This is a genomic window from Arthrobacter sp. BGA-UO-ETr-C19, assembly GCF_059568005.1.
This window is the reverse complement of sequence record NZ_JCAQPC010000004.1, coordinates 18,308-43,565: the sequence shown is the minus strand read 5'-3', so window position 1 is coordinate 43,565 and position 25,258 is coordinate 18,308. Positions and strand designations below refer to the sequence as shown.

At 61.3% G+C, this 25,258-nt stretch carries 24 protein-coding genes; 10 read left to right on the top strand and 14 right to left on the bottom strand.

The window, feature by feature from the left end; genetic code table 11:
• Positions 1-660 precede the first annotated feature (660 nt).
• Complete coding sequence (locus AC57BR_RS00380; protein ID WP_496357816.1) at positions 661-1,320, top strand: GntR family transcriptional regulator; 660 nt, start codon at positions 661-663, stop codon at positions 1,318-1,320.
• On the opposite strand, the gene AC57BR_RS00375 is transcribed toward AC57BR_RS00380, so the two are convergent.
• Positions 1,311-1,619, bottom strand: a complete 309-nt coding sequence (locus AC57BR_RS00375; RefSeq protein ID WP_496357815.1) for a hypothetical protein — start codon at positions 1,617-1,619, stop codon at positions 1,311-1,313. The two genes, AC57BR_RS00380 and AC57BR_RS00375, sit on opposite strands and share 10 nt — an antisense overlap.
• A 55-nt stretch (positions 1,620-1,674) precedes the next feature.
• Between AC57BR_RS00375 and AC57BR_RS00370 the strand changes: the two genes are divergently transcribed.
• The gene (locus AC57BR_RS00370; RefSeq protein ID WP_496357818.1) at positions 1,675-1,830 is read left to right on the top strand and encodes a cyclophilin-like fold protein; all 156 of its coding nucleotides are present in this window, start codon (positions 1,675-1,677) and stop codon (positions 1,828-1,830) included.
• A 59-nt stretch (positions 1,831-1,889) separates the two neighbouring features.
• Here the strand turns inward: AC57BR_RS00370 and AC57BR_RS00365 are convergent, their stop codons facing one another.
• The 8 genes from AC57BR_RS00365 to AC57BR_RS00330 form a co-directional block, all read right to left on the bottom strand.
• Positions 1,890-3,074, bottom strand: coding sequence for an IS256 family transposase (locus AC57BR_RS00365; protein WP_496357817.1), 1,185 nt, complete (start codon positions 3,072-3,074; stop codon positions 1,890-1,892).
• A gap of 362 nt (positions 3,075-3,436) precedes the next feature.
• A complete protein-coding gene (locus AC57BR_RS00360; RefSeq protein ID WP_496357814.1) occupies positions 3,437-4,000 on the bottom strand; it encodes a hypothetical protein in 564 nt (187 codons plus the stop codon).
• 299 nt (positions 4,001-4,299) lie between these two features.
• Complete coding sequence (locus AC57BR_RS00355; RefSeq protein WP_496357813.1) at positions 4,300-5,778, bottom strand: mannitol dehydrogenase family protein; 1,479 nt, start codon at positions 5,776-5,778, stop codon at positions 4,300-4,302.
• A gap of 6 nt (positions 5,779-5,784) precedes the next feature.
• Positions 5,785-6,789, bottom strand: coding sequence for a carbohydrate kinase family protein (locus AC57BR_RS00350; protein ID WP_496357812.1), 1,005 nt, complete (start codon positions 6,787-6,789; stop codon positions 5,785-5,787).
• 60 nt (positions 6,790-6,849) lie between these two features.
• The gene (locus AC57BR_RS00345; RefSeq protein ID WP_496357811.1) at positions 6,850-7,908 is read right to left on the bottom strand and encodes an NAD(P)-dependent alcohol dehydrogenase; all 1,059 of its coding nucleotides are present in this window, start codon (positions 7,906-7,908) and stop codon (positions 6,850-6,852) included.
• Between the two features lie 40 nt (positions 7,909-7,948).
• Positions 7,949-8,866 carry a carbohydrate ABC transporter permease gene (locus AC57BR_RS00340; RefSeq protein ID WP_496357810.1) on the bottom strand — a complete coding sequence of 306 codons (918 nt, stop codon included), beginning with the start codon at positions 8,864-8,866 and terminating at the stop codon, positions 7,949-7,951.
• Positions 8,863-9,831 carry a carbohydrate ABC transporter permease gene (locus AC57BR_RS00335; RefSeq protein ID WP_496357809.1) on the bottom strand — a complete coding sequence of 323 codons (969 nt, stop codon included), beginning with the start codon at positions 9,829-9,831 and terminating at the stop codon, positions 8,863-8,865. Before AC57BR_RS00335 ends, AC57BR_RS00340 begins: the two co-directional genes overlap by 4 nt.
• Positions 9,832-9,893: 62 nt before the next feature.
• The gene (locus tag AC57BR_RS00330; protein ID WP_496357808.1) at positions 9,894-11,243 is read right to left on the bottom strand and encodes an ABC transporter substrate-binding protein; all 1,350 of its coding nucleotides are present in this window, start codon (positions 11,241-11,243) and stop codon (positions 9,894-9,896) included.
• A 274-nt stretch (positions 11,244-11,517) separates the two neighbouring features.
• On the opposite strand from AC57BR_RS00330, the gene AC57BR_RS00325 reads away from it, so the two are divergent.
• Positions 11,518-12,441: an AraC family transcriptional regulator gene (locus AC57BR_RS00325; protein WP_496357807.1), complete on the top strand. Its 924-nt coding sequence runs from the start codon at positions 11,518-11,520 to the stop codon at positions 12,439-12,441.
• A 377-nt stretch (positions 12,442-12,818) separates the two neighbouring features.
• Here AC57BR_RS00325 and AC57BR_RS00320 read toward each other — a convergent pair whose 3' ends face one another.
• On the bottom strand, positions 12,819-14,249 hold the full coding sequence (locus tag AC57BR_RS00320) for an MmgE/PrpD family protein (protein ID WP_496357806.1): 1,431 nt from the start codon (positions 14,247-14,249) through the stop codon (positions 12,819-12,821).
• A 215-nt stretch (positions 14,250-14,464) separates the two neighbouring features.
• Between AC57BR_RS00320 and AC57BR_RS00315 the strand changes: the two genes are divergently transcribed.
• Genes AC57BR_RS00315 through AC57BR_RS00285 form a run of 7 tightly spaced genes read left to right on the top strand, consistent with a single transcriptional unit; the run spans position 14,465 to position 20,356 of the window.
• Complete coding sequence (locus AC57BR_RS00315; protein WP_496357805.1) at positions 14,465-15,145, top strand: 4-carboxy-4-hydroxy-2-oxoadipate aldolase/oxaloacetate decarboxylase; 681 nt, start codon at positions 14,465-14,467, stop codon at positions 15,143-15,145.
• Positions 15,142-16,254, top strand: coding sequence for a 4-oxalomesaconate tautomerase (locus AC57BR_RS00310; protein ID WP_496357804.1), 1,113 nt, complete (start codon positions 15,142-15,144; stop codon positions 16,252-16,254). Before AC57BR_RS00315 ends, AC57BR_RS00310 begins: the two co-directional genes overlap by 4 nt.
• A complete protein-coding gene (locus AC57BR_RS00305; protein WP_496357803.1) occupies positions 16,251-17,267 on the top strand; it encodes an amidohydrolase family protein in 1,017 nt (338 codons plus the stop codon). Before AC57BR_RS00310 ends, AC57BR_RS00305 begins: the two co-directional genes overlap by 4 nt.
• On the top strand, positions 17,267-18,160 hold the full coding sequence (locus tag AC57BR_RS00300; protein ID WP_496357802.1) for an amidohydrolase family protein: 894 nt from the start codon (positions 17,267-17,269) through the stop codon (positions 18,158-18,160). The genes AC57BR_RS00305 and AC57BR_RS00300 overlap by 1 nt, the downstream gene beginning before the upstream one ends.
• 2 nt (positions 18,161-18,162) lie before the next feature.
• The gene (ligA, locus tag AC57BR_RS00295; protein ID WP_496357801.1) at positions 18,163-18,561 is read left to right on the top strand and encodes a protocatechuate 4,5-dioxygenase subunit alpha; all 399 of its coding nucleotides are present in this window, start codon (positions 18,163-18,165) and stop codon (positions 18,559-18,561) included.
• A complete protein-coding gene (locus AC57BR_RS00290) occupies positions 18,561-19,409 on the top strand; it encodes a class III extradiol dioxygenase subunit beta (protein ID WP_496357800.1) in 849 nt (282 codons plus the stop codon). The genes ligA and AC57BR_RS00290 overlap by 1 nt, the downstream gene beginning before the upstream one ends.
• The gene (locus AC57BR_RS00285; RefSeq protein ID WP_496357799.1) at positions 19,406-20,356 is read left to right on the top strand and encodes a Gfo/Idh/MocA family oxidoreductase; all 951 of its coding nucleotides are present in this window, start codon (positions 19,406-19,408) and stop codon (positions 20,354-20,356) included. The genes AC57BR_RS00290 and AC57BR_RS00285 overlap by 4 nt, the downstream gene beginning before the upstream one ends.
• 9 nt (positions 20,357-20,365) lie before the next feature.
• Here the strand turns inward: AC57BR_RS00285 and AC57BR_RS00280 are convergent, their stop codons facing one another.
• From AC57BR_RS00280 to AC57BR_RS00265, 4 genes are all read right to left on the bottom strand, one after another.
• The gene (locus tag AC57BR_RS00280) at positions 20,366-21,004 is read right to left on the bottom strand and encodes a hypothetical protein (protein ID WP_496357798.1); all 639 of its coding nucleotides are present in this window, start codon (positions 21,002-21,004) and stop codon (positions 20,366-20,368) included.
• A 152-nt stretch (positions 21,005-21,156) separates the two neighbouring features.
• On the bottom strand, positions 21,157-22,170 hold the full coding sequence (locus AC57BR_RS00275; RefSeq protein ID WP_496357797.1) for an aldo/keto reductase: 1,014 nt from the start codon (positions 22,168-22,170) through the stop codon (positions 21,157-21,159).
• A gap of 79 nt (positions 22,171-22,249) precedes the next feature.
• Positions 22,250-23,437, bottom strand: coding sequence for a 4-hydroxybenzoate 3-monooxygenase (locus tag AC57BR_RS00270; protein ID WP_496357796.1), 1,188 nt, complete (start codon positions 23,435-23,437; stop codon positions 22,250-22,252).
• Between the two features lie 349 nt (positions 23,438-23,786).
• Positions 23,787-25,139 (bottom strand): MFS transporter, encoded by a 1,353-nt coding sequence (locus AC57BR_RS00265; RefSeq protein WP_496357795.1) that lies wholly within the window; start codon positions 25,137-25,139, stop codon positions 23,787-23,789.
• Between the last annotated feature and the right edge of the window lie 119 nt (positions 25,140-25,258).

The following is a 25,258-nucleotide window of genomic DNA, read 5'->3' as shown; positions in this document are numbered from 1 at the left end:
GGGTGATGAGGTGGAAGCCTGCGCTGAACGCGTTCGCTATTACCTTCGCCGGCCGGTTCGAAAGAACCACTCAATAATGAAAACCGGCCGGACTCCACACACCGTTTATCGGACAGTCCCGGTCAAACCCCTCAATCTGGCTTGCGTGCCTTGTGAAGTCCAGTTGGGGCACCCCAACCTGACGATCTGAGCCCGTGGAGAAGGAGTCGTTGGACCTCTCCCCCAGGTTGACGGAATCTAATTTAGCGGCGTTTGAAGCATAGGAGTGGAGGTAGCCGCGAGAGCTCCCGCTCCATGTAGTTCACCTCCCATTACATCTGTCGCATCGGAGGCCGAGCAACGCAGACCTGCGCGAGCTCGGATGGCCAAAGAGCCGGGCTTGATGCTGCTGCCAGATTCATTTGCGTATTGCTTCAGTTGTCGTACCGCCACGTCAGGGGTCTGGTGCTGCGTCAAGTTGGATGGAAACGGACAGTAGCCGGCGTTTCCGCTATTCAGCCCCATATGTGGCGCGATCTGTCCAGCACAGGCTTTCAGTGAGTGAAAGCCTGACATCGGCTTGCTAGGAGTCGAAGGAAACATCGGCCAAACGGCAACTGTTGACAATTGACAGATTCTTGGAAGATGATTGGCGTCAGCTACTTTGACATAAGGGGACCGATGAGCGCAGAGAGCATGCTAGTGCTGGAGGCAAGGCCCACCGCGCAAGTGATCGCAGGTCACATACGAGAACAAATCGTTCAGGGAATCTTCCGGCCCGGCCAGCAGATCAATGAATCCGTGCTGGCCGGTCAGCTTCGGACGTCACGTGGGCCGCTCCGTGAAGCACTTCAAAGGCTTTGCCAAGAGGGACTGCTAGTCAGTCAGCGTAACCGCGGAGTCTTCGTCCGCGAGCTCTCGTCGGAGGACGTCAAAGAGGTGTACCTCGCTCGAGAGGCTATCGAGACCGCTGCTGCGAAATCACTCTTGGACGGTGGGGACGCGCAGATCAAGAAGACTTGCCGCATTCTTAGCGGAATCATCAAGGACATGGCTAAACGGGTTGCTGCGTCAGACTGGCAATCAATCGCCCGCACGGACCTGGAGTTCCATAAAGCCTTTGTCGCTGGAGCCGAGAACAATCGCCTAAACAGCATCTACGAGACTTTGGCGGCTGAATCAATCATGTGCATCTTGAACCTGGAGATCTCCTACCCTCGCGCGGATGTGTTGATTCACGAACACCAGAACATCGCGGATCTCTTGAACGCCCGCGATAGAGACGGACTCATTGGCGCAATAGAGGAACATATGAAGCGCCCGGAAGGCCCTTACGCGTAGGGCATGTCTCCTAAAGGGCCCAGTCGAGCCCGCTGCTTGCGGACATCGCTGACGCTGAACGCTGTCCCAAAATGGCCTTGGACGGCGTTGGAGGCCTCCATTAATCCGTGGTCCACCAGGATCGGCACGTCGGCGTCGTCTGTGGGCGGGCGCGAGCAGGAGGCCTCCTCCGAGCAGGTCCTGCCGGCAGGACCAAAGAAGAGGCGTTCCCGGTCCCTAGCTGTTGGTTCCTCGAGGCGCAGTGCAACTACCGGGTTCTGCTGATACTCATAGTCGATAGCCTTTGGGCAGCCAGACATAGATGTCGCTATCGTCATAAACCGCAATTCGTCCACCGCCGCCATGTAGCCATACATCACCTACTACTCCCTCTGGGGTAACCTCGCCATCTTCTACCGCAACTTCGAATACGCGTCAGGTCTGGTCACATTCGGGCACATCGAGCGTCCCCTGGATGCTTTCACTCAGTCTCAGAACGGGCAGACGATCGCTATCACGGTGGCTGAATAACGACGGAAACTTGCAGACTGGGTCTGTCAGATTAACGGTGGGTCTGGCCTGGCTTGTGGTTAGTTGATTCTGCCTTCGAATGCGATCGCGAACGCGTTCAATGCCGGCTTCCACCTCGTGGCCCATCGTGCCCGGCCCTGCCCCGTGGGGTCAAGGGACCGGGTCACGAGGTAGAGGCATTTCAGCGCCGCGGCATCATTCGGGAAATGGCCCCTCGCCCGGACCGCGCGCCGGTAGCGGGCGTTGAGGGATTCGATCGCGTTGGTCGAGCAGATCACCCGGCGGATCTCGGCGTCCCAGTCAAGGAACGGGGCGAACTCGGTCCAGGCGTTGCGCCAGAGCCGCCCGATCGCCGGGTACTTCGTGGCCCACTTGGCCTTGAATTCCCCGAATCGTTCACGGGCTGCCGCCTCGGTCGCGGCGGTGTATACGGGCCTAAGGTCCCGGGAGAGCTCGTCCCAGTGCTGGCGGGGCGCGTAGCGGAAGGTGTTGCGGATCAGGTGGATCACGCACGTTTGGACGGTGGTCTGCTCCCAGACCGTGGTGATTGCCTCGGGCAGGCCCTTGAGCCCGTCGCAGACTGCGATGCACACGTCCTCAACGCCGCGGTTCTTGATTTCGGTCAGGACTCCGAGCCAGTACTTCGCGCCTTCGCCGCCGTCTCCGGCCCAGATTCCGAGGATGTCGCGTTCGCCGTTCACGGTGACGCCCAGGACGACGTAGAAGGGCTTGTTGCGCACCTGCCCGTCGCGGACCTTGACGTGGATGGCGTCGATGAAGACCACCGGGTAGACGCGGTCCAGGGGCCGGTTGGCCCATTCGGCCATCTCCTCTGAGACCTTCTCGGTGATCCGGCTAATGGTGTCCTTGGATACGGTGGCGCCGTAGACGTCATCGAAGTGCGCCGCGATCTCTCCGGTCGTCAGGCCACGGGCGGTCAGGGACAAGACGACCTCGTTGATCCCGTCCAGCCGGCGCTGGCGCTTCTTTACGATCTGCGGCTCGAAGCTGCCCTCACGGTCCCTGGGCACATCGATCTCAACGGGGCCGACCTCTGTGAACACGGTCTTTGACCTTATCCCGTTGCGCACGTTCCCGTTCTCGGCCGGCCCGTGCCTCTCGTGGCCGAGGTGCTCGGTAATCTCCGCTTCCAGCGCGGTTTCGAGCACGTTCATCGTCAGGCCTGCCAGCAGCCCACCCGGGCCCAGCAGGCTCACGCCCTGCTCGCGCGCCTGCTCCAGCAGGCCTCCGCGAGCTCCTTCTGATCGATGATCTCTCCGGTCATGGGATCGATCATCTCTGCGGTCTCGGTCATAGCCTTGCCTTTCGGTCAGGCCACGCCGTTCCCACCGTTTTTCTTACAGTCCCGAGGTCCGAAGGCCAGGTAGACGACGGGGCACAGGTGTCCTTGCCGCCGCTAGGGCATTCCCGGCGGCAGGCTGACGGGTTTACCGGTACCCGCCGTGTGAACTGCAAACTGCCGTCTGAAGAGCGGGTGTTGACCGGAGTTTTGCCGTTAGCTGGCGGGGTTCTGTTTTTTCGGCTGGTGTTGCTAGTTCTCGATGAGGTGGAATCTTTTCTCGCGGTTGCTTGGGGAAGGCTTGGGCTACAGCGTGGTGAGCGATGTCCCCAAGTACTCATTTTGGAGTCGGAGTTGTTCCTCTAGTGAGCAGACGTTTCTGAGGCGAGCCCTGATCAGTTCTATGAGGACTACGCCCAGGAAAACGGCCATTGCAGCGCTCGTCAGGAAATATGCACGGCTCCCGGGCAGGACGGCAGGCGCGTAGAAGGTGCTTCCAGCGGAAATCAGGATGGTGGCCGGCAGCGCGCGGAGTACTCTTTCCAGGCCGCGCCGCCAGGCGTTGAGTTCCATTGTCCAGTCACTGAAGAGGCTGGCAAGGGGAAGAATTCCTGTCCCGACGGCATATCGGAAACAGCGGATCTGCTCATTGGGCAGCGTACATGCGGGCTTCAAAAGAGGCGAGGGAATCAGGACGAAGAGGAACAAGCCGCAGAAGAGAGGGAGGTTCTCCCAAAGCAAATCCCAGTGACTGCTTCCGGGCAGCGCATCTGCCTGCCAAGCCAGCCACACGGGAACAAGGAAGACGCTGACGAAGACAAGCCCGGGCAACAGCCGGCGTCGGCATTCTGGCCGCACGCGGGTGGTCACTCGTGACCGTGCTCTCGTACAGGGGAGGTGAGACAGACGCCTTCCCGGTCGCCGTACATCTTCCGCCCCTGCCCGGCGCACGAAAGTAACCAGATGATTTTGGAGCCGGGCGGCTTCGCAGCAATTTTTGCTATTTCGACACGCCCGTCCGGGTACCGGACGTCCACGTCCTCGCCGGCGCGAAGTTCGGACCGATTTTGGTTGGGATGCTGCGTCTGGATGTGTGACTGACTGCTTCTCGTGTGGCTCATTGGTGCCCCCTTCCTCGTTGACCGGCAGGAACGTGTGGTGTGTGCCGGTTAGGGCTGAGAGGTAAGAGATTCCAGGGTGGCCCTGGCCCCGCGCTCGTGGAGTTTGTTCAGCGCTTCGGTGTAGGCCCGGACGAACAGCTCGTTCTCGATCAGGTCTCCGAAGATTTGGCGGTTGGAAACGAATGCCAAGGGCTCCTGGCGGTGGCGGGCTGCAGCTGCCATCAGCGGTTCTTTGAGCCGGTCGACGACGTCAATGCTGTTTCCTTGCTCATCTACACCTTCGGCGTAACGGGCCCAGCTGGCCACTATCGCGGCCGACCGGTGTAGTTCCCCGCCCCGTTCTAGGTTGGTGTGGATGACAGGGAGCAACCATTTGGGGATGCGGTCGGAACTTTCGGCGCACAGGCGGGCGAGAGTGTCCCTGACGTGTTGGTTGGAGAACCGCTCAATCAGCGTCCGTTTGTAGGCTTCGAGGTCGATGCCCGGTACGGGTTCCAGCGTCGGGGTTGCTTCCTTGTCCATGTAGTCCAGCAGGAACCGGGCAAACAATGGGTCCTGGGCGGCTTCGTGGGCGTAGGTGTAGCCGGCGAGGTGGCCGAAGTAGCACATGCCTTGATGGCTGGCGTTGAGCAGCCGCAGCTTCATCAGCTCGTATGGTTCTACGTCGGCGACGAGTTGGACACCGGCCTCCTCCAAAGGGGGTCGGCCGAGGCTGAAATTGTCTTCGAGGACCCATTGTTCGAACGGTTCGCATACCACTGGCCAGGCGTCATCGACACCATATTCCCGGGATGCGGCCAGGCGGTCCTCGCCGGTGGTGGCGGGGGTGATGCGGTCAACCATGCTGTTGGGGAATGGGACAATTCGCCGTACCCACGCGCCAAGTTCGGGATCCTTGAGGGCAGCAAATGCCGTAAACATCTCGCGGGCAATGGTGCCGTTGCCCTGGATGTTGTCGCAGGACATGACGGTGAAGGGGGCCAGTCCGCGCTGCCTTCGGCGGGCGAGGGCTGCTGTGATGAGGCCGAAGGTTGTCCGAGGTACGGCCCCTGGTTGAAGGTCGTGGACGACGTCGGGGTTGTCCGCGTCGAATTCTCCAGTGGCGTGGTGGAAGTTGTAGCCGCCTTCGGTGACGGTCAGCGAAACGATCCGGATGGCGGGTGAGGCCATCTTCTCGATCACTGCTTCAGGGTTGTCCGGGGCGAAGAGGTAGTTGATGATGGAGCCAATAATCCTGGCGTGTCTGGTCCCGTCGGGATGCTTCACGGTGAGGGTGTACAGGCAGTCCTGGCTGTCCATGACTTTCTTCATGTGAACATCGCCGGGCAGGACCCCGACTCCACAGATGGCCCAGTCAAGAGCTTTTCCGGCATTCATGAGCCGGTCCAGGTACATGGCCTGATGTGCGCGGTGGAAGCCGCCGACTCCGAAGTGGACGATGCCCTCTGTGAGTTTTGACCTGTTGTATGCAGGTTGGCTGACCGGGCCGGGAACGCCGGGCAGGGTGCAGCTGCTCAGGGGTGGCATGGGTGCCTACGCTCCGAGGAAGGACGAAGGGATTGCCAGCGGGCCGAGGTCGGCCAGTCGCGGTGGGTTTGCGCCTGGTCGGGAGCAGGTGATGCCTGCTGCTTTGTTCGCGTAGCGGGCCAGGGCATGAAGCTGGTCCCGGGTAATCCCGTGGAGGCGCTCCCGGCCTGTTGCCCCGAGTGCGTCCAGCTGCATGAGCCCGGAGATCAGCGCGGCCATGAAGGAGTCTCCTGCTCCGACGGTGTCTGCTACGGTGACCGTTTCGCCGGGGACGTCGACCCTGCCGGTCCGGCTGAGGAGGACGGGTCCGTTGGCGCCGCGGGTCAACGCCACCAAGGCGGGCCCCAGAGCCAGCCATGCGTTCATTGATTCTTCCAGGGGCCTGTCGGGGTAGAGCCAGCGGAGGTCTTCGTCGCTGGCTTTGACGATGTCGCTGGAAGCCACGAAGCCCTCTGCCTGCTTCCGTGCCGTGGCCTTGTCCGGGCTGATCGCCGGGCGGCAGTTGGGGTCGAAACTGATGGTGGCGTGGTGCCGGGCCCCTTCGAGCAGGCCCATCACCGATTTGCTGCCCGGGGGCAGGGCCGTGGCAATGGAGCCGGTGTGGACATGGAGCGAATTCTCCGCGGCTGCCAGGGCCGGGATGGATGCACCGTTGATGTCCCAGCTGATGGCGAACGTATATTGCGCTGCTCCGGCGGCGTCCAGTGACGCCAGGGCGGTTGAGGTCGGTTCGGAGCCGCCGACGATGCTCTCGACACCGTTGCTGTCCAGATGGTCAGCAATCATGCGCCCGTAACGGTCCTCGGCGAAATGCGTGATGAGTTTGGTTTGAAGGCCCAGCCGGGAGCAGCCGACAGCGACATTGAGGGGGCTGCCGCCCGGGTGTATCTCGGGTTCGCTGCTCCCGTGGCGGGGGTCTTCGATGATGTCGACGAGTGATTCGCCGATGACAGTGACCAAGGCTTGGCTGTCGGAGAGCTCTGGTTCGGGGCCGGTCCCTTGTGATGACATGGCTGCTTCCTCGCAGGTCGGTGCTTGATGTAGCTGCTGATGCTTCGGGGGCTATGCGGTTCAGCGGCCCGGGTAGACGACGGCTTTGAGCTGGCCGGGCTGTTTGCCGGCTTTGAGTGCTTCTTCGGATTCGGCGAGGGTGAACTTGCCGGTGACCAGGATGTCCAGGTCCACTTTGCCGTCGGCGATGAGCTGGATGGCCAGGGGCCAGGTGTTGGTGTAGCGGAAGACGCCGGAGAGCCAGATCTCACGGTTCTGGATGTAGGCGACGGGGAGTTCGACGTCGTCCGCCCCCAGCCCGACCAGGATGACCCTGCCGGCCGGGGCGACGGCTTTGATCCCGGAGCGGACCGCCTGCGGGGCGCCGGAAGCGTCGATGAAGGCATCGACGTCGAGCCCTTCCACAGTGTCTGTCTTCGCGTTCAGTGCGTGGGTGGCGCCGTGTTCCAGGGCGAACGCGAGCCGGTCTTCGGCGATGTCGCTGATGTAGATTTCGGTGGCGCCGAAGGCTCGGGCGGCTTGGGCGGCGATGATGCCGATGGGGCCGGCCCCGGCGATCAGGACGCGGCTTCCGGGCCGGATTTTGGCACGTTCGCAGGCCCACAGCCCGACGGAGAGCGGCTCGATCAGCGCGGCGGCCTCGTCGCTCACGCTGTCCGGGATGTCGTAGGCGAAGTCGGACTGGATGGTCACGTACTCGGCGAAGGCGCCGTCGATCGGCGGGGTGGCGTAGAACTCGATGTCCGGGCAGAGGTTGTAGCGGCCGGCCTTGCACTGCTTGCAGGTGCGGCAGGGGCGCTGGGGTTCGACGGCGACCCGCTGGCCGACGCGCGCCGGGTCCACTGCGGTTCCGACGGCGGCGATCCGGCCGGAGAGTTCGTGGCCGAGGATCAGCGGGTGGTCCACCACGTAGTCGCCGATCCGCCCGTGCTCGTAGTAGTGCACGTCGCTGCCGCAGACGCCGACGGCGGCGACCTGCACCAGGACCTGGTCAGCGTCGAGCTGCGGGAGGGGCAAGGTTTCCATCGCCATATCGCCCTGGCTCTTGAGGATATTAGCCCGCACGGTAGCCGGCAGTCCGGAGCTGGAGGCAGGTGACTGTGTGGTGGTCGTTGTCATCGAAAGTAATCCTTGAAAGAGATGGGTGGGGACCGGCGCGTTACTTCACGGCGCCGAGGGACAGGCCCTGGACGAGTTTGTCCTGGGCCGCGAAGCCGGCGAACAGCACGGGCAGGGAGATCACGACGGCAGCGGCACAGACTTTTGCGAGGAACAGGCCCTGGGAGGAGACGAAGCCGGTGAGGAACACCGGGGCGGTGCCGGCCATGACGCCGGTGAGGACGCGGGCGAGCAGGAGTTCGTTCCAGCTGAAGATGAAGCAGATCAGGGCGGTAGCGGCGATGCCGGGCATCGCGACGGGGGCGATGATCTTCCGCAGTGTCAGCATCAGGCTGGCGCCATCGATCTGTGACGCTTCGAGCATTTCCACCGGGACTTCGGCGAGGAAGGAGCGCATCATCCAGACCGCGATGGGCAGGTTCATCGAGGTGTACATCAGGATCAGGAACCAGATGTTGTCCAGCGCGCCCACGGTCTTGGCGAAGAGGAACAGGGGCAGGACGGCGGCGACGACGGGCATCATCTTGGTGGAGAGGAAGAAGAACATCACGTCCGTCCACTTTTTCACCGGCCGGATGGAGAGGGCGTAGGCGGCCGGGATGGCCAGAGCCAGCACCAGCACGGTGGAGAGGATCGAGGCGGTCGCGGAGTTGATCAGCGGCGGCCACGGGCTAATGCCGGAGCTGGCGCCGAAGAATTCCTTGTAGGCGTCCAGGGTGAGGTTGGCCGCGACCGAGGGCGGGTTGGTGGCCGCGTCGGTTTCGGAGTGGAAGGACGTCAGGATCATCCACAGCACCGGGGTCGCGAAGAGCAAGGCGAGGGCCCAGGCGGCGATACCGGCGGCGGTATTGTTCCGGGTGGGGTCCATGCGGGACTTGCCGCGGCGGCGGGTTCCGGTGTTCAGAGCGGTGGGACCGGCGGGGGTGTTCTGGGGGGCGGCAGGAGTGAGCGTGCTCATCGTGCTGCCTCCTTCTTGAAGAGCGAGAAAACGGTGCGCAGGGCAAAGGTCGCCACGATGATGGTGCCGATGACCACCACTACGCCGGCGGCGGAGGCCAGGCCGTATTCGTTGGCGAAGTAGAACGTCTGGTAGATGGCGTAGGGCAGGTTCGCGGTCCCCAGCCCGCCGGAGGTAAGGGTGAAGACGGCGTCGAAGTTCTGCACGATGTAGATCGCGCCGAGCAGGCCTCCGAGTTCCAGGTACTGGCGCAGGTGCGGCAGGGTGAGGTGCCGGAAGATGTCCCACGGGCTGGCGCCGTCCATCTGGGCCGCTTCGACGGTGTCCATGGGCCGGGACTGCAGGCCGGCGAGCAGGATGAGCATCATGAACGGGGTCCACTGCCAGACCAGGGAGATGATGACGGCCATCAGGGGCGCCTGGGAGAGGAGGTCCGGCTGCGGCGGTGTGTTGCTGCCGAACAGGGACCAGATCCAGGTCAGGATGCCGTTGATCAGCCCGTAGGTCGGATTGAGCAGGGCGTGCTTCCAGATCAGCGCGGCGGCGACGGGCACTACGAGGAACGGCGCGATCAGGAGGGTGCGGGCGAGACCGCGGCCGATGAACTTCTTATCCAGCAGCAGGGCCAGGCCGAGGCCGATGACCAGGCTGGCCAGGACCACGGACACGGTCAGGACGATGGTGGTGAAGATGGCCTGGCGGAGGTCCGCGTTGGTCAGGACCTGGATGTAGTTATCGAAGCCGGCGAAACCGGTCTGGTCCGGGCGGAGGCTGTTCCAGTTCAGGAACGAAATGATCAGGGTCACCACGAACGGAAGCTGGGTGACGATGATGAGGAAGATCAGGGCCGGCAGCAGCGGCGCACGCCGTGCCCAGGCCAGAGCGCGTTCACGGGATCTGGCGTTCTTGGAAGGTTTCGTTGCGCTGTGCCCGGTACGGGAAATGCGCGCTGTTGCTGTTGTCATGGCGGTCTCCTGCGATGCTGTGGCCCAGCGTAAAGCGGGCCACAGCATCGATTGGTGGGTGGTTACTTCTTGTACTTGTCGCCGATTTTCTGAGCGGCTTCCTGGCCCTTGGCCAGCGCGTCCTCCACGGAACCCTGCCCTGCGATGGCGGAGCTGACACCCTGGGAGACCGTGGTGCCAAGGTCAGCGAATTCGGGGATCCCGACGAACTGGATGCCGACCACCGGACGCTCCTGCACGCCCGGATTCTTCGGATCCGCGTTCTCGATGGCCGAGCGTTCCGCCTTGAAGAACGGGGCTGCCTTCTGGAACTCGGCGTTCTCATAGGTGGAGATGCGCTTGCCGGACGGGACCTTCGCCCAGCCGAGCTTGGACGCAACGAGTTCCTCGTACTTCTTCGAACTGGCCCAGGCGATGAACTTCGCGGCAGCGTCCTGCTTCTTCGAGGCAGCCTGCACGCCCCAGGACCAGGTCCACAGCCAGCCGGAGGACTTCGTGTTCTTCACCGGGGCCTGGGCGTAGCCGATCTTGCCCTTCACCGGGGAGTCCGCGGCTTCTAGGGCGCCCGCGGCGGAGGTGGCATCGTACCACATGGCCACCTTGCTCTGGCTCATGTTGTTCAGGCACTCGGTGAACCCGGCCTGAGCGGCACCAGCCTCGCCGTGCTCGCGCACCAGCTTGGTGTAGAACTCAGTCGCTTCCTTGAACTCGGGGGCGTTGACTTTGGCGTTCCAGTCCTTGTCGAACCAGGTCCCGCCGAAGGTGTTGACGACGGTGGTCAGCGGCGCGAAGACCTGGCCCCAGCCCGGCTGGCCGCGCAGGCAGATGCCCTTCATGCCAGGAGCCGCACCGTCGGCCTTGGCCGCAAGGTCGGCGACCTGGTCCCAGGTGGGCTTCTCCGGCATGGTCATTCCCTTGGCGTCGAAGATGTCCTTGCGGTACATCAGGAAGGAGGACTCACCGTAGAACGGTTCTCCGTAGAGCTTGCCGTCCTTGCCGGTGAGGGAGGCCGTGTAGGCGGGAAGGATGTCTGCCTGGTTGAAATCGGCGTCCTTCGCCACGCTGTCCAGGGGCGCGAGCCATTTGTTCTCGGAGTAGAAGGGGATCTCGTAGTTCGAGAGAGATGCCACGTCGTACTGACCGGCCTGGCTGGAGAATTCCTGGCTGATCTTCGCCCGGACGTCATTCTCCGGGAGGATTGTGTAGTTGACCTTGATGCCGGTTTCCTTGGTGAAGTTGTCCGCCGTCAGCCGCTGCAGGTCTTCCATCTGGGGGTTGTTCACCATCAGCACATTGATGCTGTTCTGGTCACCGGCAGCCGTGCCGCCGCCGGCCCCGGAGCAAGCCGAGGCAGAAAGTGCGAGGCACAGGGCGCCGGCGGCCAGTGAGGCAGCGCGCATTTTTGAGCGCATTGAGGACTCCTTTGTTCTTCAAGGGGGGTGCTCAGCCACTGCACTCGACAGCTGCGTCGAAGTACCGGACTGGAGCGCGCATTTGATCGGGGAATCCGATGTGCCGCGCTGATGTTCCTCAACATTAAGCCTGTGGGACAGGGCACAACTAGCGCCGTGGTTGCCAATTTCTGATACAAATTTTCCGATGCGTGGACAGGCAACGGGCACTAATCTAGGGGAAGACCCCTTGGGAGCTGTCCATATTTCATAACCATCAGCACGGAGTACCACGATGACTGCCGCGGACGCGAATGACGGAGCAACGGCCAGGCTTGCCGAAAGGCTCTTGGGGATGCGCGCCAACCGGGAAGTCATCCCGCCCGACCCGGAGCATTCGGTCCGGTGGCACGAGCACGACTATCCCAGCCCGGTGGCACGGTGGAACTACCACCCGGAATACGAGATCCACCTCATCCGGAAGGGCACCGGAAAATTCATCGTCGGCGACCATATCGGCACCTTCGAAGCAGGCCACGTATCCCTGGTTGGATCAGGGCTGCCCCACGACTGGGTCAGCGACCTCGAACCCGGCGAAGTTCTGAAGAAGCGGGACGCCGTCATCCAGTTCGACGGAAAATGGATCCAACAAACCGCCTTGACCGTCCCCGAAATGGAGGAGGTCAAGCCGCTGCTGGAACAGTCAGCACGCGGGATCGAGTTCCTGGGCCGCACGGCGCGGAACGCCGCCGTATCCATCGAAGCCATGGGCCGATCGGATGGGCTGGAGCGGCTTCACCACCTCCTGGAACTCTTCACGATACTTGCCCGGGCGCCACAGGAGGAACGGCGCTACCTTGCGGAGGAATGGTTCAGGCCGCAACTGGACGGCCAGGCCGCCGCCGTCGTCGACATCGTCCTCGAATATGTCTTCACCAACCACGCCGGCAACATCAAGATGTCCGAAGCGGCAGCTTTGGTCGGCATGAGCGAACCGACGTTCTCGAAATACTTCAAACGCTCCACCGGCCAGAACTTCAGCGATCTGGTCCGCAAACTCCGTCTCGCTCACGCACGCCGCCTGCTAGAGGGCAACGACGCACCGATCTCCGACATCTGCTATGAAGTAGGTTTCTCCAACCTGTCCAACTTCAACCGCCACTTCCTCAATGACACCGGCGAAACCCCACGCCAGTACCGCCAACGAGCGCGCAACTGATGAACCTCTGATCACGCTGCTTTCTCCTTTCGGAACTGCCGTTCCCGGATTATGCGGGAGCACTCCGGCGCCTGCCAACGGTTCCGGATGGACTACACCCCAACCCGACGCACCGGGCAGCAGCTGTACCTCCTTGGCTTTTCTCCTGACACGGGGCCTGGAACCCATCCTGACAAGATGAGGATGAGGTCTATGTGGAAGCAGCCCGCTGCCGCCGCCCACAACCGGGGACCATTCTCTTAGGTTATCCACCGCTACTGCTGCTAAGGAGCTTCCCGACGGGAGCTTCGGAGGAAAGATGAACTGACACTCGCCTACCGCGGCGGAGCCGTTCTCCGGGCAGTCAGCATCTGGCTGACAGCTTTAGTAAACACACCCTAGAGCTTCCCCGAGTCCGTTTCCATGATGTTGTCGATTATCGCCCAAAGCCCCCTGTCATTTCCTTGTCCCTCAAGATCCAGGACCAGGCTGATGCTTGACTCAATCTGAGTATCTGTCATTTGTGCAGACGACAGACGCCTGAACTTTTGTACAACTTCCTCATCAGTCAGAGGGTTGGCTGCCGAACCGCGAGGAGCCGTGCAGCCGCCTTCGACAGGGTTCCCGTCTAGCGCCTCAATGATTACTCGTGAGACGTTGTAAGGTTTCGCGTGCGTGGTCCCGGTAATTTCCAATGGAGAGACCTCAATCCGTTCCATTAACGACGCGATCTTCGGGGACGCAGCATATCGCTCGAATTCGAGAGTATGCGCTGGGGTGATCACGTCGGCGCCACTCGCAGCGAGAGCGAGGCAGTACTGCAGGTGGAAGCGGGCCTCATTGGAGGTTTCCGGAAGGTGATCCTTGCGTACCGCGGCCAGCATGTACTCGGGCACCTGGACCTTGATTCGGTGTGCTTCTGCGACCTTAACGCCTCGACGGACTAGCTCGACGACTGCGTCGATGCTCGAGTGGGTGTAACCGCAGGATGCATGAAGTTTGCGCTGCGGGGTTAGCAGATGCCACCTTCCGGGGGAACGGATCTCAGCTTCGTCAAAGCTGTAAGCCAGTGCGGCCATCAGTCCGATTGGGCTTTCGACGAGGTTTGGGGGTCCTGTGATTCCTTCCAGAGCGTACTCAACGCCTCTGATTCCGCTGTCTGCAGGGCAGGCGCCGAACAAGATCGGTTTGATTGTCCCGCCGTCGCCGAAAATGACCTCTGCCGGGCCCCAGCTGACGATAGTGCCGGCGACAGCCATCGCCTGGGCCGTCATCTCCACGGAAAGGCCACGCAGCCGTGCCACGGCGGCTGCGGCGCCAATGGCGGAAAACAGACTCACCATCACCATTCCCGACTCCGTGTAAGGTTTCCTGGTCCATGTTTGGGACTCATAGAGACGGGAAGTGACTTCAATGCCCGCGACAATTGCCTCGACGACCTTCTCGCCGGATGAACCCAAGGACCGGCCGGCACTTACTGTAGCGGCAACGATGCCTATGCTCGCGTGTCCTCCAATCAGGTCATTGAGTTCAAGCACATCACCCATATAGCCCAGGACCCGTGCCTCCTCGCCCGGGGACCGCAGGGTTTGTGCACCACCGCTGAGGCGGCGTTCCGCCCGCTTCAGGGCCGACGCCTCCGCTGTTACAGAACCGGCGATGATGCATCCCAGCGTGTCGAGGAGACAGAGCTTGGCTTGATTGCGCACGGCGGCGGGGATGGCGCCACCCTTGGCTGAATGGGCAAATTCAGCCAAAGCAGTAAGCAACGGCCTGCCTGCTGATTCCGGTGCGGTGGCGCCAGTTCGACGTGGAATTTCTGATCGCATCTTTCTCCTCCATCTTGACAAGAGTTCCAGTGACCTCCACCATATCAATGGATGAACCAATGCGCGAGAGCATAAATAACAACTCGCAACGGCTTGCTGCTGGTTCGGTCATCCTCGAGCGTCGGCTTAGCTCCGATTCGTGGTGGGGCCGGGCGCCTCAAGGGTTCCGAGAGGGACGCCGGAGGGATGTAATCCGCGATTTTCAAAGGAGAAGTATGGCACGAGTAGTTCGCGGCACCCCGCGTACCCACCTCGACATTGTTGATGGGCTTGCAGAACTGGGTGTCGCCACCGTTCATGAGTCGCAGGGCAGGACAGGCCTCCTTGATATCGGCCTTCGTCCTATCTTTCCCGCCAGAATTGCGGGAAATGCCCTGACCTGCGAGGTCGCTCCTGGTGATAACTGGTCCATCCATGTCGCCGTCGAACAAGCCCAAGCGGGTGACATCCTGGTGGTCACTCCCACAAGCCCCTGCAATGACGGATACCTCGGAGACCTGCTTGCCGAGAGCTTGCTTGCCCACGGCGTGCGTGGCCTTGTCATCGATGCCGGCGTCCGCGACGTGGACACATTGACTGAGATGAAGTTTCCGGTCTGGCCCAGGGCTATTGGTGCACAGGGAACAGTCAAGGAGACAGTGGGCAACGTCCAGGTTCCTATCGTGATCGCCAACCAGCTCGTTCGCCCTGGCGATGTGATCGTGGCGGACGTCGATGGTGTCTGCGTTGTTCGGCGCGAAGACGCGGCAACTGTACTCGTCAAAGGCCGTGAGCGTGAGGCGAACGAGACCGCAAAGCGGGCACGTCTCCGGTCGGGCGAGCTGGGCCTGGACATTTACAACATGCGCGACAAGCTTGCAGCCAAGGGTCTGGTCTACGAGGACTATTCGGTATGACCAGTACGCAGGTGGCTGTGCCCTGCACGGTGATGCGTGGTGGCACCTCGAAAGGGCTTTATTTTCTGGCGGAGGATCTGCCCGATGACCGCGGTGCACGGGACGCGTTCCTGCTGGCAGCAATGGGTTCGCCGGATGCACGTGAAATCGACGGTATGGGCGGCGGTCACCCACTCACCTCCAAAGTGGCTGTCATCAGCCGGTCCACTCGGCCCGGGATTGACGTGGATTATCTGTTCTTGCAGGTCTGGCCGGACCGGGCCGAGGTCGGCGACCAACAGAACTGCGGGAATATCCTGGCCGGCGTTGGTCCGTTTGCCCTCGAACGGGGTCTTCTTCCTGCCACTGATGGCATCACGGCGGTCTCCATCTACATGGTGAACACCGATTCGAAGGCCACTGCCTTTGTGGAGACCCCGGGCGGAGTGGTCAACTACGGTGGTTCCGCCCGCATTGACGGCGTTCCTGGAACGCATGCACCGATCACCATCAACTTTGAAGATGTCGCCGGCTCAACCTGTGGGTCGCTTCTGCCCACCGGCAACGTGGTGGACGTCGTCAACGGTGTGGAGGTGACCTGTGTTGACAACGGCATGCCGGTGGTCTGCCTCAAGGCCTCTGACTTGGGCATCACGGGCTACGAAACAGCGGCCGAACTGGAAGCGAATTCCGAGCTGAAGGCCCGGTTGGAAGAGATCCGCTTGGAAGTTGGGCGCATGATGAACCTCGGCGATGTCACCAGCAAGACTGTTCCCAAGATGAGCCTGCTGGCCCCGGCCAAGGGAGGCGGGTTCATCAGTACCCGCACCTTCATCCCCCACCGGGTCCATGAATCGATCGGTGTGCTGGGTGCCGTTTCGGTCGCCACCGCGTGCATGCTCGACGGCAGCGTCGCCGCTCAAACTGCTGACCCGGCTACGGAGCACAGCAACTCTGGCGCCGGTGTTGAGGTTCAAGTCGAGCACCCCTCAGGATTTTTCACAGTCCAAATGGACGTGGATACCTCATCGGGCCAGCCCATCGTCACCAAGTCCGCCCTGCTCCGCACCGCCCGAATGCTGATGTCGGGCTCCATTTTCGTCCCTCAATCATCCTGGGAGATCGCATGATCCTCGATTGCCACGGCCACTACACCACCGCTCCGGAGCTCCACAACCAGTGGCGGATCGATCAACTGGCAGCCTTCAGATCCGGTCAGCCCAGCCCTGCCTACCCGACCATTCCCGACGAGATCATCATTGAGTCGATTGCATCCAACCAGCTGCGCCTCATCAACGACCGCGCTATCGACCTCACAATCTTTTCCCCACGGGCATCCGCCATGGGTCACCACGAGGGTGATCAACGGATCAGCGTCGAGTGGACGACCGCCTGCAACAACCTGATCAAACGGGTCGTAGATCTCTTCCCCGAGTCCTTCGTGGGGGTCTGCCAGCTCCCGCAGTCCCCGGGGGCAGACCTGACAGAATCGATCAAGGAACTCGAACGTTGCGTCACTGAACTCGGCTTCATCGGCTGCAACCTCAATCCCGACCCCAGCGGCGGGAAATGGGACTCCCAGCCCCTGACCGATAAGTACTGGTACCCCCTCTACGAGAAAATGGTGGAGCTCGACGTTCCCGCCATGATTCACGTTTCGGCCTCCTGCAACCCCAACTTCCACGCGACCGGCGCCCACTACATGAACGCGGACACGACCGCATTCATGCAGTTGCTCCAAGGCGACCTGTTTGCAGACTTTCCGACCCTGCGGTTCATCATCCCGCACGGTGGCGGCGCTGTTCCCTACCACTGGGGCCGGTACCGGGGCCTCGCCGACATGCTCAAGCAACCCGGCCTCGACTCACACCTGATGAACAACGTCTTCTTCGACACCTGCGTCTATCACCAGCCGGGCATCGACCTGCTGATGAACGTCATTGACAACAAAAACATCCTGTTCGGTTCTGAAATGATCGGCGCCGTCCGAGGGATTGATCCGCAGACCGGCGAGTACTTCGACGATACGAAGCGCTATATCGATGCCGCTGACATCTCGGACCAGGAGCGCGCACAGATCTTCGCCACCAACGCCCAGGCAGTCTTTCCCCGCCTCAAACAAAAACTGGAGGCCCTGGTCTGATGAACACCGCCACATTCGTCAAAGACGCCAACTGGCTCGACTGGCACCCTAACCCGAGTAAGCCCCAATTCCAGGTTCCGGCCGGAGCCGTTGACGCGCACTGCCATGTGTTCGGCCCTGGCAACGTTTTCCCGTTCGCCCCCGAACGCAAATACACGCCCTGTGATGCCAGCAGGGATCAGCTGTTCGCGCTGCGGGACTTCCTGGGCTTTGAAAAGAACGTGGTCGTTCAGGCAACCTGCCACGGTTCAGACAACTCCGCTCTCCTGGACGTCTTGGAGCGCTCGAACGACAAAGCCCGCGGCGTGGTCACCGTCAAGCCCGATGTCACGCCCGGACAACTGGCCTGGATGCATGAGCTGGGTGTACGCGGGGTCAGGTTTAACTACGTCAAGCGCCTGGTCGATCCGAAACCGGACGAGTACTACCGGGAAATCATCGAAAAAATCCGTCCCTTGGGCTGGCATGTCGTGCTCTACTTCGAGCCCGCAGACCTGCAGGAAAAGTGGGATTTTTTCACATCCCTGAACATTCCCATTGTTATTGACCACATGGGCCGGCCCGACGTCACCAAACCCGTGGACGGCCCGGAGTTCGCGCAGTTCCTGCGCTTGATGCAGGAGAACCCCAGCGTTATCTCCAAGGTCAGCTGCCCGGACCGCATCACGCTCAGCGGAGGACCCGCCTACGCCGACGTCGTGCCCTTTGCCAGGACCGTGGTCGAAGAGTTCCCTGACCGTGTCTTGTGGGGGACGGATTGGCCGCACCCGAACATGAAACAAGAGATGCCCGACGACGGAATCCTCGTCGACTACGTCCCATCGATAGCAGCCACCCCGGCCCTGCAGGAGAAATTGCTCGTAACCAATCCCAACAACATCTACTGGAGCTGATCATGAAGCCCGATTTTAAGCAGTTCAAGGACCTTCCCGGGACAACCATCTTCACCATCGAAAAGGCCCGCGAAGGATTCCACTTCAACGAATTTTGCATGAGCCTGCGCAAGGAAGAAAACCGCCAGCGATTCCTGGCCGATGAGCGCACGTACCTGGACGAGTGGGAGATGACCGAAGACCAGAAGCAGGCCGTGCTGACCCGAGACTTCCAAAGGATGCTCGACACCGGAGGCAACGTTTACTTCCTGTCCAAGATTTTTGCGGCGGAAGGACTCTCGTACGTGCAGGCAGTGAGCACCATGACCGACATGAACGTGGAGCAGTACCAGGCGATGATGCTGGCCGGCGGCCGCAACATCGAAGGCTGGCGCTCCAAAGAAGAAAGAGGCGAAGCGTAATGGCAAAGATCACCGGTGGCATTGCGACCAGCCATGTGCCCGCTGTTGGGGCAGCTATCGACATGGGCCGCACCCAGGAGGACTACTGGAAGCCGATGTTCGACGGGTATGAGTTCTCAAAGGACTGGATCAAATCCAACAACCCGGATGTGGCGATCATCGTCTATAACGACCATGCCTCCTACTTCGGCATGGAAATCATGCCCACCTTTGCCGTGGGCGTCGCCGAATCCTTCGGCATCTGCGATGAAGGCTACGGACCGCGCCCTGTCCCCGACGTGGAAGGCGCACCCGAACTGGCAACACATCTGGCTGCGTCTCTTATCCTCGATGACTTCGATCTGACCGTTCTGAACGTGCTTGAAGTGGACCATGGCCTCACCGTCCCGCTGTCGCTGATGTATGGAAGCCCGGACAAATGGCCGGCCAAGGTCATTCCCCTGGCCGTGAACGTTGTAATGTACCCCCAGCCCTCCGGGGAACGTTGCCTTTCCCTTGGCAAGGCCATCAGGCGGGCGGTGGCGGAGTTCGACGAGGACCTCAACGTCCAGGTCTGGGGGACGGGCGGCATGAGCCACCAGATCCAAGGCGCCCGCGCAGGTCTCATTAACCTGCCATGGGACCAGAAGTTCATGGACGATCTGATTAACGAGCCCGAAATCCTCCAGTACAAGCCCCACCTCGAATACATGAGGGAAGCCGGATCCGAAGGTGTTGAACTCATCATGTGGCTCATCATGCGCGGCGCCCTCGGCGACAAAGTCGACGAGGTCTACCGCTTCAACCACGTACCGGCGTCCAACACCTCAGTTGGGCACCTGATCCTTACACCGACGGAGGCAGCATGACCGTTAATCTCGCCGTCGTAGGCCTGGGCGCCTTCGGCCACAAGCACCTCGACGCTATTGCCCAGATTCCTGACGCCAAAATCCAGTACGTCGCCCACAGCACGCTGGAAAAGGCCAAGGAGGTAGCCGATAAGTACGGGGCCGAAGGCGCCTTCGCCAGCTACTCTGAGCTGTTGGCGCAGGATGACCTCGACGGCGTCATCCTCGCTACCCCAACCCAGATGCACCACGCGCAGACCCTGGAGGCCCTGCGGGCCGGTAAGAACGTCATGGTCGAGATCCCCATGGGAGACTCACTTGCGGGCGTGCAGGAGATCGTGGACGCCCAGAAGGAAACTGGTCTCATCGCCATGGCAGGCCACACCCGGCGTTTCAACCCGTCACACCAGTATGTGCACAACAAGATCAGCGCGGGCGAGTTCTCCATCCAGCAGATGGATGTGCAGACCTACTTTTTCCGCCGGACCAACACCAACGCCCTCGGCCAGGCCCGCTCCTGGACCGATCACCTGCTGTGGCACCACGCTGCCCACACTGTCGACCTGTTCCAGTACCAGACCGGCGAAAAGATTGTGAAGGCCAACGCCATCCAGGGACCCAAACATCCTGACCTCGGCATAGCCATGGACATGTCCATCCAGCTTCAAAGCGAGAACGGCAAAATTTGCACGCTCTCACTCTCCTTCAACAACGACGGCCCCATCGGGACCTTCTTCCGCTACATCGGCGACACCGAAACCTACATAGCCCGGTATGACGACCTCGTCGACGGCAAGGAAAACCCCATCGACGTCTCCAAGGTGGCGGTGTCAATGAACGGCATCGAGCTGCAGGACCGCGAGTTCGTGGCAGCCATCAAGGAAAAGCGCGAACCCAACTCCAGCGTCGCCCAGGTCCTTCCCTGCTATGTGGTACTCGACGCCCTGCAACGGCAGCTCGAATACTAAAACGCCCGACTACGGGCGCTTACTGAACGGAATCTTCTTTCCGTGCAGTATGCGCCCGTAGTTGAACTCGATCCCTGCAAGCATCGTGCTCTCATACCCGGTCTCGTTAAGCATCGACACCACATCCATGATTTCAATTTGCCGGCGCTTAATGTGCTGGGCAGTACCGGACAAGTACTGCTGGGCTGTCTCCGCTGAGCTGGCTTCGAAGGTCTCCAGAATTTCCTGGTAAGCCCAGGTGTGCATCCCCATGTTTTCCGCAGCCCACAGGGTGTCCGTGATGACTCCGGCGATGCCCTTGGCAAACAGGCTGCGGATAAGACGACGTGCCGTTGCTTCCCCCGGTACCTCCGAAACGTATTCAAGGCGCAGGCCGGACGGTTCGAGCAATTCTATGAGTTTCCTGGCGCCGGCGCCGGCGACCTCCAGGGCAGCCACCTCGGCGGAGGCATCATCCTTCCCAAGGACTGCAGCATCCACAAACGAACCCTCTTCAAAAAGCATAGCGAGATCCTTCTTCAACGAAGGAACACCTGGGCCCAGGTCCGCATAAACCGCATTCTTGCCGAGAAGGGGCGCCACCTGCTCGGCGATCCGGGTGGGCGCGACGGTCGACCCCAGGGCAAGAATCACCGCCGCTCCGTCCATGGCATCCTCTAGGCTCCCGGCGACCCGGGCGGTGGAAGCTACTTTCGACCCTGGGTTGAAGCCCACAACATCGAATGGGCCCGCTACAAGTTCACCGGCAACCGCGGACCCGGCTTCACTGTGGCCGAGCAGGACTATCTTGGCGTGCCCACTCATCGGACTGCTGCGCTCTTTTGTGAATTGATCGAGTCTTTCCGGTCGAAAAGCCGCATTTGGGCCGCTGTATGGTGGTCGCCCACGGGCTGAGTGATGTTGTCCAGAACCATTACTTGTTCCTCAGTGAGCTTGACGTCAATAGCCAGCAGGTCTTCTTCCAGATGATCTGCCCGAATGGTGCCAGGAATGGGCGACCAGTCCCCGCCCTTGCCCAGCAGCCAGGCCAGGGCAACCTGGGACGGAGTGGCACCTGCTTGCTCAGCAACCGCTTCCACTTCCCTGAATAGAACGAGGTTTTTTTCCAACGCTCCATCCATGAAGCGCGGGTTGCTCAGGCGCCAGTCGTCCTGGTCGAGTTGGCTAAGCGACCGGATCTTTCCGCTAAGAAGGCCCCGCCCCAGAGGGGAGTATGGCACAAAGCCGATCCCGAGCTCCTTCAACAGCTCCAGGGTGCCGTCCTCGCCGTCCCTGGTCCACAGTGAATATTCGGACTGCAGGGCAGTGATCGGATAGACGGCATTCGCCCGCCGGATGGTGTCCGGACCGGCCTCGGACAAGCCAATATGGCGGATCTTGCCCTCGGCGATGAGTTCAGTCAGTGTTCCAACGACATCTTCAATCGGCACTGTCTTGTCGACGCGGTGCTGGTAGTAGAGGTCGATGTAGTCGGTGCCGAGACGGGTCAGCGAGCCTTCCACAGCGGCGCGGATGTTTGGGGGTGAGCTGTCCACCGGACCTGGATTTCCCACGTGCGAGATCAGCCCGAACTTGGACGTTATGACCACTTGGTCCCGGCGGTCCTTCAGCGCCTTCCCCAGAAGTACTTCGTTTTTAAAGGGCCCGTAGAGCTCCGCCGTGTCGAAATGGGTGACTCCCAGCTCAAAGGCACGATGGATAGTACGGATCGAATCTTCCTCCTCCTGCTTATGGCCCGTGTAGAGATGGGACATTCCCATGCACCCGAGACCAATTGCGGAGACGGTGAGGTCACGAAGTTTGTTGTATTGCACAGGATCACACTTCCGGTTGGGGCCGCTTCAGGTCTGGGGTTGCCGGGCCGGCCAGGAATAAGGGGAGAATGGGGATTGATCAGCTGGCGCCCGGCCAGCCGGTGTAGGCCTCGGCGAGGTAGGCCATGCCGTGCCGGGATGAGACCACAGAGTTGAGTTCGCCCAGCTGGCGGGCGCGGGAGAAGTCGTCGGCGTCGGCGGGGGTGTGCAGCATGGTGGTCATCCAGTAGGAGAACTGCTGGGCCTTCCATACACGCTCCAGCGCGCGGTCGCTGTAGGTCTCCAGCAGCCGGTCCGAGCCGGAGTTGTAGTGGCTGTCCAGCCCTTCGAAGAGCACCTTGACGTCATGGATGGCCAGGTTCAGGCCCTTGGCCCCGGTGGGCGGAACCGTGTGCGCGGCGTCCCCTGCGAGGAACAGGTTGCCGTGCCGCATGGGGGTGTGGACGAAGCTGCGGAACGGCAGCACCATCTTCTCGATGACCGGCCCCTCCTTCAGCTCAAAGCCGTTGCCGTTTACCCGGCTGCGGAACTCGGCCCAGATCCGGTCGTCATCCCACTCCGACACGATCTCCTTGGGATCGCACTGGAAGTACATCCGCTGCACGGTTTCGGTGCGCTGGCTGATCAGGGCGAAGCCGTTGTCCGAGTTGGCGTAGATCAGCTCATCCGAGCTGCGCGGGGCTTCGGCGAGGATCCCGAACCAGGCGAAGGGGTACTCGTGGAAGTACCACTTGCGGTGCGCCTCCGGAATCTGGAACCGGCAGTGGCTGCGGGAACCGTCCGCGCCCACCAGGAAGTCCGCCTGGATCTCGAACTCCACGCCGTCGGCGTCGGTGAACCAGACCTTGGGTTTGCCCTCAAGATCGTGGACGGAAGTGTCCGTGACGCTGTAGCGGACGTCGCCGCCGTCGTCCTTCCTGCGTGCGGCGAGGTCCAGGAAGACGTCCGTCTGCGGGTACAGCCACACGGATTCGCCCACGAGGTCCTTGAAGTCCACGCGGTGGCTCTCGCCGTTGAAACGCAGTTCGATGCCGTCATGCCGGTCGCCCTGGCGCAGCACCCGGTCCGAGACCCCGCTGTCCACCAGCAGGTTGACGGTGCCGTGTTCCAGGATGCCGGCGCGGACGGTTTCGGCGATGTCCTCGTGGCTGCGGACTTCAATGACCGTGGACTCGATGCCGGCCTTGGCCAGGACGTGGGAGAGCATCAGCCCGGCGGGCCCGGCGCCCATGATGGCCACCTGCGTGGAAATGATGTTTCTTGTCATGGATCGTCTCGCTTCGTTGCTGCCGCCCGGGGCGGGTGAGTGACTTTGGAATTAGTGTGGGGGTGCGGCAGCGAACGGCGTCACTTGAATTCCGTTCATTGGGCCCCGTCGATCTTGTGGTTCCGTCGCGGCAGACCGGACCAGGCCGACGTCGCCGAGGCGGGGACAGCCTCAAGGCGCTGGTTGCCATAAACGCATGCAGGCCCAGACAGAGGGAGATCCTTCGTCCGGGCCTGCGTGCATTCAGTAACCCTTTGGCAACAACCAAGGTTTCCACCTTGGTTGTTGCCAAGCCCGTTCAGATCTGCTGTGCGTCCCTGTTTCAGCTCAGCGGCCGGAACCAGTGCTGCTATCGGCTGTTTTCAAGATCCTTGACCGCAGCGCCCGTCATAATGTCGTTGTCTTTGGTTTCGCGTGTGAGAAAGATTGCCACTGTGCTGATAACGCACATGCCCATGATGAACCAGATCACAGGGCCGATGTCCTTGCCGGAAGCAGCGTACAGCGAAGCAAGGATGACGGGGGTGAACCCGGCGCCAATCAAACTGGCAAGTTGGTAACTGAGAGAAATGCCGGTGTACCTCGATCGCGGCGGGTACTGCTCGGCAAGGAATGCCGCCATTGGCCCATAGATCATCGAGTAGAGGACCTTAATGGTCACAAAGGCGACGAATACCAAGACCACGTTGCCCGACCCCATGGCCGCGAACACTGGGTACGCCAACAGCGCGATTGCCGTTCCGCCGGCCATCATGAGCCAACGGCGGCCGAGGGTATCAGACAGTTTGCCGAACACCAGGACCCCAGCTGACGAAAATAGCCCGGTAATGGACAACGCGAAGAGCACATCGGAGTTGCTGGCACCGCCAGCGACGGCATAGGTCGCACCGAAGGTGCTGAGCATGGCGGACAAGCTGAACAACGCGATACAGCTCAGGGTGGTCAGGATCAGAATCTTGGGCTGGCGAAGCACCTCCACGAGTGGAGCGGATTCCTTCTTCTTTTCTGCTTCAGCAGCCATGGCGGCTTCGAATACCGGGCTCTCCGAGACTTTGGAGCGTATCACCAGGCCGATCACCAGCAGGGCAGCCGAGGCAATAAAGGGCAGGCGCCATCCCCAGGAAATAAAAGCTTCATGGGGCAGAAGGGCGACAACACCCATGGCGCCGGTTCCCAGGAACGTACCAAACGAGCTGCCGGCGGTCGCGAACGAAGCGGCAAAGCCGCGTTTCTTCGACTTGGCATGCTCCAGGGACATCAACGCGGCACCGCCCCATTCACCACCCACACAGATCCCCTGGACCAGGCGCAGTACAACCAAAATGACTGCCCCCCACGACCCAATGGCTGAAGCAGGGGGAATCAGGCCCATCAGGAATGACCCGACACCCATCCCTGCCATAGAGAGGACCAGCATTTTTTTCCGGCCGAGCCGGTCACCAAAATGGCCGAAAATCAGGCCTCCGACCGGGCGGGCAACGTAACCGACCGCAAAAGTTGCCAGCGAGGCAATCGTTCCTGCCAACGGATCCAGATTGGAGAAGAACACCGACCCGAAAACGAGCGATGCGGCTGAGGCATAGACGAAAAAGTCGTAGTACTCGATGACACTTCCGAGGAAGCTTGAACCGACGACACGACGGACTTCCTTGTCCTTCTGTTCAGGCGTCAACGCGCGCACCTGATCATTTGTCGTGGACATAAAACTCCTTTGTATAAGGATAGGCCCGGTGAGGATGGTGCTCGGGGCGGTGAATTGAAGCATGGGTTTCCAGCAGCTCAGAAGCTGGAGAAGGCAATCATCACAGGGATGTCAATGGA

What these genes read in the sequence shown, in the direction of transcription:
- AC57BR_RS00345 (WP_496357811.1), bottom strand. Translation starts at nt 7,908, where the DNA reads ATGACAACGACCACCACACAGTCACCTGCCTCCAGCTCCGGACTGCCG.
- AC57BR_RS00265 (WP_496357795.1), bottom strand. Translation starts at nt 25,139, where the DNA reads ATGTCCACGACAAATGATCAGGTGCGCGCGTTGACGCCTGAACAGAAG.
- AC57BR_RS00355 (WP_496357813.1), bottom strand. Translation starts at nt 5,778, where the DNA reads ATGCCACCCCTGAGCAGCTGCACCCTGCCCGGCGTTCCCGGCCCGGTC.
- AC57BR_RS00285 (WP_496357799.1), top strand. Translation starts at nt 19,406, where the DNA reads ATGACCGTTAATCTCGCCGTCGTAGGCCTGGGCGCCTTCGGCCACAAG.
- AC57BR_RS00350 (WP_496357812.1), bottom strand. Translation starts at nt 6,789, where the DNA reads ATGTCATCACAAGGGACCGGCCCCGAACCAGAGCTCTCCGACAGCCAA.
- AC57BR_RS00270 (WP_496357796.1), bottom strand. Translation starts at nt 23,437, where the DNA reads ATGACAAGAAACATCATTTCCACGCAGGTGGCCATCATGGGCGCCGGG.
- AC57BR_RS00310 (WP_496357804.1), top strand. Translation starts at nt 15,142, where the DNA reads ATGACCAGTACGCAGGTGGCTGTGCCCTGCACGGTGATGCGTGGTGGC.
- ligA (WP_496357801.1), top strand. Translation starts at nt 18,163, where the DNA reads ATGAAGCCCGATTTTAAGCAGTTCAAGGACCTTCCCGGGACAACCATC.
- AC57BR_RS00280 (WP_496357798.1), bottom strand. Translation starts at nt 21,004, where the DNA reads ATGGACGGAGCGGCGGTGATTCTTGCCCTGGGGTCGACCGTCGCGCCC.
- AC57BR_RS00305 (WP_496357803.1), top strand. Translation starts at nt 16,251, where the DNA reads ATGATCCTCGATTGCCACGGCCACTACACCACCGCTCCGGAGCTCCAC.
- AC57BR_RS00290 (WP_496357800.1), top strand. Translation starts at nt 18,561, where the DNA reads ATGGCAAAGATCACCGGTGGCATTGCGACCAGCCATGTGCCCGCTGTT.
- AC57BR_RS00335 (WP_496357809.1), bottom strand. Translation starts at nt 9,831, where the DNA reads ATGACAACAGCAACAGCGCGCATTTCCCGTACCGGGCACAGCGCAACG.
- AC57BR_RS00340 (WP_496357810.1), bottom strand. Translation starts at nt 8,866, where the DNA reads ATGAGCACGCTCACTCCTGCCGCCCCCCAGAACACCCCCGCCGGTCCC.
- AC57BR_RS00380 (WP_496357816.1), top strand. Translation starts at nt 661, where the DNA reads ATGAGCGCAGAGAGCATGCTAGTGCTGGAGGCAAGGCCCACCGCGCAA.
- AC57BR_RS00320 (WP_496357806.1), bottom strand. Translation starts at nt 14,249, where the DNA reads ATGCGATCAGAAATTCCACGTCGAACTGGCGCCACCGCACCGGAATCA.
- AC57BR_RS00315 (WP_496357805.1), top strand. Translation starts at nt 14,465, where the DNA reads ATGGCACGAGTAGTTCGCGGCACCCCGCGTACCCACCTCGACATTGTT.
- AC57BR_RS00375 (WP_496357815.1), bottom strand. Translation starts at nt 1,619, where the DNA reads ATGTCTGGCTGCCCAAAGGCTATCGACTATGAGTATCAGCAGAACCCG.
- AC57BR_RS00330 (WP_496357808.1), bottom strand. Translation starts at nt 11,243, where the DNA reads ATGCGCTCAAAAATGCGCGCTGCCTCACTGGCCGCCGGCGCCCTGTGC.
- AC57BR_RS00300 (WP_496357802.1), top strand. Translation starts at nt 17,267, where the DNA reads ATGAACACCGCCACATTCGTCAAAGACGCCAACTGGCTCGACTGGCAC.
- AC57BR_RS00325 (WP_496357807.1), top strand. Translation starts at nt 11,518, where the DNA reads ATGACTGCCGCGGACGCGAATGACGGAGCAACGGCCAGGCTTGCCGAA.